Here is a 9,570-nt window from a genome sequence, read left to right on the forward strand (position 1 = left end):
ATCATGGACACTGCGCGAACGGCGGATGGGATGGACCGCGCGCCTGACCGGACCTGTCAGCAGTGCAGGCTCAGCCGAGCGTTCCCAGCGACCGCAACGCCTTCAGCGTCTCGCGCAGGCCGCGATGCAGCGGCTTGTCCTTGCGCAGGACGAGGCCGAGCGTGCGATGCACCCGCGGCGACAAAGAGCGGACAACCAATCCATCGCTCTCGCCGCGCACCGCCATGCCGGGCAATACAGCGCAGCCGAGGCCGGCGCCGACCAGCCGCTTGATCGCCTCGACACTGCCGAGCGACATAACCGGTTTCAGCGTCACGCCGGCGCGGGCGAACCATTCATCGGCGATGCGTCTGGTGATGCCGCCCGGTTCGAACAGCAGCACCGGCAGGCGCGCCAGCGCTTCCGGCGTCAATCGCGCCGGCAGATCCATGCCCGGCGGGGCGATCACGGCGAATTCGTCTTCCAGCAGCGGCGTCACATCGAGGCTGCGGCCAGCGGCCGGCAGCGAGACCAGGCCGATATCAATCTGGTTGTCCTCGATCGCCTTGACGATGTCGGAGGTGTTGCCGGTGCTGACAGTGATCTCCAGCGTCGGATGGCGCTGGCGCAAATCGCGCAGCAGCGGCGGCAGCAGGAAGATGCAGGCAGTGGCGCCGGTGCCGATCCGCACGCGGCCCATCGCACCGGTGGCATGGCGCGCCATCGCCTCTTGCGCCGCCGCGGCCGCCGCCTCGATCCGGCCGGCATGATCGAGCAGCTCGGTGCCCGCTGCGGTCGGCTGCGCCCGACGCCCCACACGTTCGATCAGAACCACGCCGAGCCGGCGTTCGAGCTCGCGGATCTGCAGGCTGACCGCCGGCTGGCTCAGGCCCAGCCGCTCGGCCGCCGCCGAGAAGCTGCCGAGCGCGATCACCTGGCGGAAGCTGTCGAGCTGGTCGAGGCGAAGGTCGCGCATCTCAAAGAATTTCTCATGCTCTGCATAACTTCGAGAAGCTTCATTTATGAGACGGCAAAGCGCAAGGTGCCTTGGCGGTTCGGGAAGAGCCTGGCCGTGACAGGGCGCGAGCGATGAACGGGATCTGGGATGCGGGACGACAGCTGCTGCGCGAGGCGGCAAACTATCTCGGCGCCTCCCAGCATTCGCGCTATCAGCAATCGCGGACCCTGCGCGAACTCGACGAGCACCGTCTCGCCGACATCGGTGTAACGCGGCAGGAGGCGCTGACCGGGCGCCCCGACAGGACGGAAAGGCGGCCCGGCCGGGCCGGAACGATAGTGATGACGACTTCCGTGACCGCCGGCAACGCGGCATCCCCCATCCTCGTCCGCGATGCGCAGGAGGCGGACATGGCCGCGATCCAGGCGATCTATACCCATCATGTCCTGCACGGCCTCGCCAGCTTCGAGGAGACGCCGCCGAGCGTCGAGGAGATGCTGGCGCGCCGGCAGGCGGTGCTCGGCCTCGGCCTGCCCTATCTCGCCGCCGAGTTGGGCGGCCAAATCGTCGGCTACAGCTATGCCAGCAGCTATCGCCCCCGCCCGGCCTATCGCCACACGATCGAGGATTCGGTCTATGTCGCGCAGGGCCAGGCCGGCCGCGGCATCGGCGGGGCGCTGCTCTCGGGCTTGATCGGCCGCTGCGAGGCGGGGCCCTGGCGACAGATGCTGGCGGTGATCGGCGATAGCGGCAATACCGGTTCGATCGGCCTGCATCGCCGCTTCGGCTTCGAGCCGGTCGGCACTCTGCGCTCGGCCGGCTTCAAGCTCGGCCGCTGGGTCGACACCGTGCTGATGCAGCGCAGCCTCGGTCCGGGCGACCAGACGTTGCCACAGCCATGGACGGCCGGATCGGCAAGGTGATCTCCCGCAGCACCGTCTTCTGCCTCGGGTTGGCGCAGCTCATCTCCTGGGGCATCTCCTATTATCTGGTCGGCGCCTTCGGTGAGCTGATCGCGGGCGAGCTCGGCTGGTCGCAGGCGATCATCCATGGCGGGCTCTCGGCCGGGCTCCTGGTTATGGGGCTGACCTCGGGAGCTGTCGGCCGGCTGATCGACCGCCATGGCGGCCGCGCCGTGATGTGCGTGGGCTCGCTGCTGACGGCCGCCGGCTGCCTTGGCCTCGCCTTCGCCCACACGATCGCGGCCTATTACGCCGCCTGGCTTTGCCTCGGCCTCGCCATGCGGCTCAGTCTATACGACGCCGCCTTCGCGGCCCTGGCCCGCATCGGCGGCAGCGCCGCGCGCCGGCCGATCGCCCAGATCACTCTGCTCGGCGGCCTGGCCTCGACCGTGTTCTGGCCGCTCGGCCATGCCCTCGCCGAGCAGTTCGGCTGGCGCGGTGCGCTCATCGCCTATGCCGGCTTCGCGCTGCTCACCTTGCCGCTGCATCTGACTCTGCCAGCCGTCTTGGCGCGGCCCCCGTCCGACGCGGCTGCGGCGAAACCCGTCGTCACTCTCAGCCCGGCCGATACGCGCTTCGCCGGTCTGCTCTATGCGCTGATCGTCACCTTTGCCGGCGTTCTCAATGCCGGCATGTCCGCCCATATGATCGGCATCCTCGCCGGGCTCGGCCTGCCCGCTGCGGTCGCGGTCTGGATCGGCTCGACCCGCGGCATCGGCCAGTCGCTGGCGCGGCTCGGCGAAGTCTTGTTCGGCGCGAAGACCAGCCCGTTCGATCTCAACCTGATCGCCTGCCTGGTGCTGCCGTTCTGCTTCGCGGTCGGCCTCTTTGGTGGCGCGAGCGCCATGGCAGCGCTGGCCTTCGCCTTCTGCTACGGCGCCGGCAATGGCGTGCTGACGATCACGCGCGGCACGCTGCCGCTGATGCTGTTCGATCCGCGGACCTACGGCGCCTATGTCGGCCGGCTGCTGGCGCCGGGCTTCTTCCTCTCGGCCGCCTCGCCGCTCGTCTATGCCCTGCTGATCGAGCGCTACGGCGCGTCGGCAGCGTTGATCCTGTCCGGGACGCTGGCGCTGGCCATGCTGGTCTCGGCGATCCTGCTCCGGCGCCGCTTCCGCGGCCTGCCACGCTCCTGACAATCGCTGTCAGCACACCCCACAAGAACAATGCGGCAACATCCGCGGCTGCGTGTTACTCATGCCCGCCTCTCGCCCGGCCGCACTGGCACGGCCCGGCGATTGCCCTATCTGTACGGCTTAAGCTCAATTCGGACACCACCATGGCCCGCAAGACCACGCTCGCCGAACAGGCCGCGACGCTGGAAGACATGTTCGACCGCAACCGTGCGGCCGATCCGAATGCCCGCGTCATCTCGGTGCGCGGCGCGCGCGAGCACAATCTCAAGAACGTCGACCTCGCCATTCCGCGCGACAAGCTCGTGGTGTTCACCGGGCTGTCCGGCTCGGGCAAGTCCTCGCTCGCCTTCGACACGATCTATGCGGAGGGCCAGCGCCGCTATGTCGAGTCGCTCTCGGCCTATGCCCGCCAGTTCCTCGAGATGATGCAGAAGCCCGATGTCGACCAGATCGACGGGCTCTCGCCGGCGATCTCGATCGAGCAGAAGACGACCTCGAAGAACCCGCGCTCGACGGTCGGCACCGTCACCGAGATCCACGACTATATGCGCCTGCTCTGGGCGCGCGCCGGCATCCCCTATTCGCCGGCGACCGGCCTGCCGATCGAGAGCCAGACCGTGCAGCAGATGGTCGATCGCCTGGTCGAGCTGCCGGAGAAGACGCGCGGCTATCTGCTCGCGCCGGTGGTGCGCGGCCGCAAGGGCGAGTTCCGCAAGGAGATGGCCGACTGGCTGAAGCGCGGCTTCCAGCGCGTCAAGGTCAATGGCGAGTTCTACGAGATCCCCGACGCCCCGGCGCTCGACAAGAAGTTCAAGCACGACATCGACGTGGTGGTCGACCGCATCGTGATCCGGCCCGATCTCGGCGCCCGCCTCGCCGACTCGCTGGAGCAGGCGCTCGACCTCGCCGAGGGCATCGCTGTCTTCGAATATGCCGACGAGAAGGAGGAGAACGGCGAAGCCAAGCGCGTCACCTTCTCCTCGAAATTCGCCTGCCCGGTCTCCGGCTTCACCATCCCCGAGATCGAGCCGCGGCTGTTCTCGTTCAACAACCCGTTCGGCGCCTGCCCGGCCTGCGACGGCCTCGGCCACGAGATGCGGATCGATCCGGAGATGATCGTCCCGGATCATTCGCTCTCGCTGAAGAAGGGCGCGATCGCGCCCTGGGCCAAGTCGACCTCGCCCTATTACGGCCAGACGCTCGATGCGCTCGCCAAGCATTTCGGCTTCTCGACCACCAAGCCCTGGAGCGAGCTGCCAACGAGCGCCCGCGACGCCATCCTGTTCGGCACCGGTACGGAAGCCGTGCGCATGGCCTATAATGACGGCCTGCGCGCCTATGAGGTGAAGAAGCCCTTCGAGGGTGTGATCACCAATATGGAGCGGCGCTGGAAGGAGACCGAGAGCGACTGGGCCCGCGAGGAGATCGGCCGCTTCATGTCGGAGACGCCCTGCGCCGCCTGCAACGGCTTCCGGCTCAAGCCCGAGGCGCTGGCGGTCAAGATCGACATGCGCCATATCGGCGAGATCTCGCAGCTCTCGGTCAAGGACGCGCTCGCCTGGGTCAGCGCCCTGCCCTCGCGCCTGTCGCAGAAGCAGAACGAGATCGCCCCGCGCATCCTCAAGGAGATCCGCGACCGCCTGACCTTCCTGCTCGATGTGGGCCTCGAATACCTGACGCTGGCCCGCGGCTCGCGCACGCTCTCGGGCGGCGAGAGCCAGCGCATCCGCCTCGCCAGCCAGATCGGTTCGGGCCTCACCGGCGTGCTCTATGTGCTGGACGAGCCCTCGATCGGCCTGCACCAGCGCGACAATGAGCGCCTGCTCGGCACGCTGCGCCGCCTGCGCGACCTCGGCAACACCGTGATCGTGGTCGAGCATGACGAGGACGCGATCCTGACCGCCGACTATGTCGTCGATGTCGGCCCCGGCGCCGGCATCCATGGCGGCGAGATCGTCTCGAAGGGCACGCCGCAGGACATTCTGGCCGACCCGAACTCGCTCACCGGCAAATACCTCACCGGCGAGATGAGCGTGCCGGTGCCGTTGAAGCGCCGCAAGCCGCAGAAGGGCCGGAGCCTGAAGATCGTCGGCGCCCGCGGCAACAACCTCAAGGACGTCACGGTCGACATTCCGCTCGGCCTGTTCACCTGCATCACCGGCGTCTCCGGCGGCGGCAAGTCGACGCTGATCATCGACACGCTCTACAAGGCGATCGCGCGCAAGCTCAACGGCTCGATCGAGCACCCTGCCCCGCATGAGCGCATCGAGGGCATGGAGCATCTCGACAAGGTCATCGACATCGACCAGTCGCCGATCGGCCGCACCCCGCGCTCGAACCCGGCGACCTATACCGGCGCCTTCACGCCGATCCGCGAATGGTTCGCCGGCCTGCCCGAGGCCAAGGCGCGCGGCTATCAGGCAGGCAGGTTCAGCTTCAACGTCAAAGGGGGCCGCTGCGAGGCCTGCCAGGGCGACGGCGTCATCAAGATCGAGATGCACTTCCTGCCCGACGTCTACGTCACCTGCGACGTCTGCAAGGGCAAGCGCTATGACCGCGAGACGCTCGAGGTGAAATACCGCGAGCGCTCGATCGCCGACGTGCTCGACATGACGGTCGAGGAGGCCAAGGACCTGTTCAAGGCCGTGCCCTCGATCCGCGACAAGATGGTGACGCTCGCCCGCGTCGGGCTCGACTATGTCAAGGTCGGCCAGCAGGCGACGACGCTCTCGGGCGGCGAGGCGCAGCGCGTCAAGCTCTCCAAGGAGCTCAGCAAGCGCGCCACCGGCCGCACCCTCTACATCCTGGACGAGCCGACCACCGGCCTGCATTTCCACGACGTCGCCAAGCTGATGGAGGTGCTGCACGAGCTGGTCGAGCAGGGCAATTCCGTGGTGGTGATCGAGCATAATCTCGAAGTGATCAAGACCGCCGACTGGATCATCGACATGGGCCCCGAAGGCGGCGACGGCGGCGGCGAGGTCGTGGCGCAGGGCACGCCGGAGGATGTCGTCCGCATCGGCAAGGGCCACACCGCGCGCTTCCTCAAGGAGGTGCTGGAGCGGCGGCCGTTGAAGGGCAAGGGGGCGAGGGAAGCGGCGGAGTAGAGGGTGTCAGCTCACGCCCCGGACCACCGAGAGCTTGCTGTAGAGTGCGTGCACTAGCTCAGCTCTACTAGTAAAAATCTCAGTACAGCTTGCTACGATCATTGGGTTATCACCCGAAGCAAGCAAAGCTCGATCGTCCGTCTTAAGCCCCAAACAGAGCTTGTCGAGCGCCCGCGCAAAGCCAATTTCGAAGGCAACGCCTTCGTCAACAGTTCGGCCGTCCAGCACCGCTACTATGCAGTCACACCGCCGTATTGCACAAATATCGGCCTGAAAGACAATCTGCCTTGCTACCGAAAGTGGAGTGCCATCGCGAACTAGATCTCTCATTAATTTTCCGTCGCGCTGCGGAAGGAAGACTTCCGCCATTGGCTCTAATTCCTCTGTCAATTTTACATTGAAAGACCGCTCCATATCATTGAACAGAGGCGCAGCGAGATAGATTCTGTAAAAATTTTTTCTATTCATAGCGATTGACTATCGCTTCAAGATTTACCGGGCAATAATCGTTGAACAAAACGTGACGCGCCACACGCCTAGCAGCCTCCCCTGCCCCACAAAGCTCAGTTGAGAGTTTAAATTTTGGCTTATAAATCTCTTCAAGAATCTTAGCCTGACCAGCAAGGTAATCTTCTTTACCCGCATCTTCCGGAGAGCGCCCCCTTGCCATGTTACGACGAACCAACGTGCCTGGCGTCGCAGTTATAAAAATAACCTCGCCCTGCTGCAAGGAGTGATCACGTGTTACTTTTTCTCGCAAACTACGCGTCTTCTCCTTATTTTCAGCAGCGGTGTTTGAGAATGCATATAGGTCAAGGGGAGCCCTATCCATAAAATGAAACCCGACCGGCGCAACATGCATTCGCCGATTTTTCTCTTTGAGCTCAGAATATATAAATTGATCAACTTTTACCTGCTGGGCCTCGTTGATCTTATTGGAAGCAAGATACATTTCGCTCGGGGGTGGGCGGGTCCATTCCTCATGCGTTTGAAAGCAGCGAAGATGCTCAAGCAATGTGGACTTACCCGCAGCAACAGGCCCTGCGATATAATAATGATACCGGGACCGCTTGTCTAAACCAAGTTCTGCAACCAGCTCGCTAAACTCGCGCTCCTCATTGTTAAGTATATGCAGGAATTCTCCGATTTCTGTAGAAGTAAGAAAAATTGTAATTAGGTTATATAATTCCAAATTTGCCTCAAAAATATCATCTCTTCTGCTCTGTGAAATCGACTCGTTATCTTTAATCCAGAACAACATATAATGATGATTAGCCGGACTCTTGTCCCGATTCAAGCGAAGGTAATTCTTTAGAGAACTGTCAGCCAAAGAATGGCCAATCAACAGCATCGTGTTTTGAACAAATCTAAGAAATAGATATTCAGCACTAACACCCGGAGCGCGCGCTCGCGCATCAGCAAAAGAATCTTCAGTAAAAATAAGCTGAGGACTACGCTTTTTTAAACTAACTCTCGGAAGAATACCATTAACATGATAGATTGTCGTTAAATCCTGGCGATCAGTCAACGGCGGCTGCCAAGAAACACTCAAAGCATTTCCAGGCACATTCCCAACCTTTATCTGATTGCCAATTACTTCAGCCAAAATATCATCAAAATTAAAATTAATAACAAGCGGCACTTTTCGCGCCACATCCCTCAACTGACCTAAATATGGATGGCTCGAAATTACTTTTTCGATATCATCGTCGACATTCTGATAAATAGCCTTATGAATTGCGGCACCCCAGCCGTGCTCAATTGTTGCAGCACGCAGGTCTTCGGGAACATCAGAAGGGTTGTTGTTCTTGTACCGATGATATATTATTTGACCCAAATATTCTGGATTTAAACCATCAGCTCGATGCAAGCCAAGGTCCTGTCTAAGCGCTTCCTCATGGGCAGCAAGTCGCTCCAACAGAGCATGCCAGCCAGGCACTCCAGCATCGATTGAAATTCCCGCGCCTGTTACAAGATTGAGTCGCTGCTGCTTCAAACGTTGGAAAATATGGCACAGGAAGCGCGGTAGCCGCGGCTGACGGGCAATTGCCGCATCAAGCATACTCATCTCTTGTCAGCCCCCAACGATAGCCGAAACCGAGCCGCGTGCACTCGGATCATAATCTGCTCCAACTCCCCGAATATTCCACAACCCAGACCCTCGGATCAATGCGACGGGAGAATTACGTCCAAGCCAATGAGAAGACGGCACATCAATGGTGTGCATTCCCTCGCTGCATAGCGCGATAAGCTGAGCTTCGACGCTGGCCCTAAGGCTTTCTTTGGCCGGCTCGTCATCGATGGCAATAAGCGCCACCTCCAACTCTCTGAGATAGCGCGATACTGCTATTTCATGATCGACTTCGACGGCCTTAACCTGAACGCTGGCATCTTGTCCCGCGCCCCACGTGGGCAGATATGCTCCACGCTGTTCAGCCTCTAACATAGCACGTCCGACATGAAGTCGGAAAATCGATCCACGGTGATTACCAACTTCCGTTGCCGGCCCTAAATGGTTACGAAGCCGCCCTCGCAGCGTTGCCATTGACCCCTGGCTCACACCATGCGTACCAATACGAACTATTCGAGGGCTTCCCTGAAGAAAATTTAACTCTCGGCGATCCAGAAAAATATACACCCCCCTCTTAGGGACAATTTTATTAGGCAAATCCCAAAAATTAAATACACGACCACCTCTTCTTTCATTCTCTATCCAACTATACATCAATCGTAGGTCGCGAATTCTTACAGCCATGCGCCTAGCTTTATTCAGCCAAACCCCGATATCGGGCTTGCCTAAATCAGACCATGGTGATTGTATAATTAGTTGTTTGACGCCATTATTATTAATCTTGACAAGAGGATCGACGTATTCTGAGGACGCAAGCAAAGTTATATTACGACCGCATGCATGAGCGCGCAGTTGCTCAAGAGCTTGCCGAGCCCACGCATCCTGCTCCGTCCCCGACAGCGCTGACAAATGCAGGTCGTAGGGCTCAAGAAGAGTCTCGGATGCTACAATCCCATGTTTTGCAGAAAGAACTGCATGCGGAGCAGCGAGCGCGTCAGCAAGCGCTATGCTGGCCTTGAACCGGCGCGAAGTATAAAGCTTTTTAGCTGGAGCAGCTTCGCGACGCTTTTCCCCGCTGCAGCCGATCACGATGAACGGCGGCGCTCCATCCGCGCCGATGAGCGCCGGGCGAAGCGTATAGCTCACAGGCGCAAACAGCTCGCCTTGAGCACCGTCCACCGCCATCTTCATTTGCCTCGTGTGACTTCCAAAACACCCGGAATCGAACGCGAGAGCTTTTTAGCACGCGAGTTCACCGATTACCGCCGCAAACTTATCCCCGCGCCCAAAACCTCCCGTACAATCCCCTCGCCCATCACCCATACGGGGCGGCCGTCCGGAGGTATGCCAGAGGCTG

The 9,570-nt window shown here is 61.2% G+C and carries 7 protein-coding genes and 1 pseudogene; 4 read left to right on the forward strand and 4 right to left on the reverse strand.

Annotated elements, in window-relative coordinates:
* Positions 1–70: 70 nt before the first annotated feature.
* Positions 71–955 carry a LysR family transcriptional regulator gene (locus tag ACQKLX_RS28240; protein WP_427364874.1) on the reverse strand — a complete coding sequence of 295 codons (885 nt, stop codon included), beginning with the start codon at positions 953–955 and terminating at the stop codon, positions 71–73.
* Positions 956–1,068: 113 nt separating this feature from the next.
* Between ACQKLX_RS28240 and ACQKLX_RS28245 the strand changes: the two are divergent.
* The 4 genes and pseudogenes from ACQKLX_RS28245 to uvrA all read left to right on the forward strand — a co-directional run.
* Positions 1,069–1,209: pseudogene (locus ACQKLX_RS28245) on the forward strand (hypothetical protein); the annotation flags it as partial.
* A gap of 69 nt (positions 1,210–1,278) precedes the next feature.
* Positions 1,279–1,860 carry a GNAT family N-acetyltransferase gene (locus tag ACQKLX_RS28250; protein ID WP_427364881.1) on the forward strand — a complete coding sequence of 194 codons (582 nt, stop codon included), beginning with the start codon at positions 1,279–1,281 and terminating at the stop codon, positions 1,858–1,860.
* Positions 1,836–3,035, forward strand: coding sequence for an MFS transporter (locus tag ACQKLX_RS28255; RefSeq protein ID WP_427364875.1), 1,200 nt, complete (start codon positions 1,836–1,838; stop codon positions 3,033–3,035). Before ACQKLX_RS28250 ends, ACQKLX_RS28255 begins: the two co-directional genes overlap by 25 nt.
* Positions 3,036–3,226: 191 nt before the next feature.
* Entirely contained in the window at positions 3,227–6,142 is a 2,916-nt protein-coding gene (gene uvrA / locus ACQKLX_RS28260) for an excinuclease ABC subunit UvrA (RefSeq protein ID WP_427364882.1), read from the forward strand.
* A gap of 6 nt (positions 6,143–6,148) precedes the next feature.
* Here uvrA and ACQKLX_RS28265 read toward each other — a convergent pair whose 3' ends face one another.
* From ACQKLX_RS28265 to ACQKLX_RS28275, 3 genes are read right to left on the reverse strand one after another with little or no spacing between them, the layout of a single operon-like run.
* Positions 6,149–6,610, reverse strand: coding sequence for a nucleoside 2-deoxyribosyltransferase (locus tag ACQKLX_RS28265; protein ID WP_427364876.1), 462 nt, complete (start codon positions 6,608–6,610; stop codon positions 6,149–6,151).
* Positions 6,603–8,204, reverse strand: coding sequence for an SIR2 family protein (locus tag ACQKLX_RS28270; protein WP_427364877.1), 1,602 nt, complete (start codon positions 8,202–8,204; stop codon positions 6,603–6,605). Before ACQKLX_RS28270 ends, ACQKLX_RS28265 begins: the two co-directional genes overlap by 8 nt.
* Before the next feature lie 12 nt (positions 8,205–8,216).
* Positions 8,217–9,398: a GIY-YIG domain-containing protein gene (locus ACQKLX_RS28275; RefSeq protein WP_427364878.1), complete on the reverse strand. Its 1,182-nt coding sequence runs from the start codon at positions 9,396–9,398 to the stop codon at positions 8,217–8,219.
* Between the last annotated feature and the right edge of the window lie 172 nt (positions 9,399–9,570).

Origin of the sequence: Allobosea sp. NPDC003192, from assembly GCF_050275675.1 — a bacterium.
Lineage (GTDB): Bacteria > Pseudomonadota > Alphaproteobacteria > Rhizobiales > Beijerinckiaceae > Allobosea.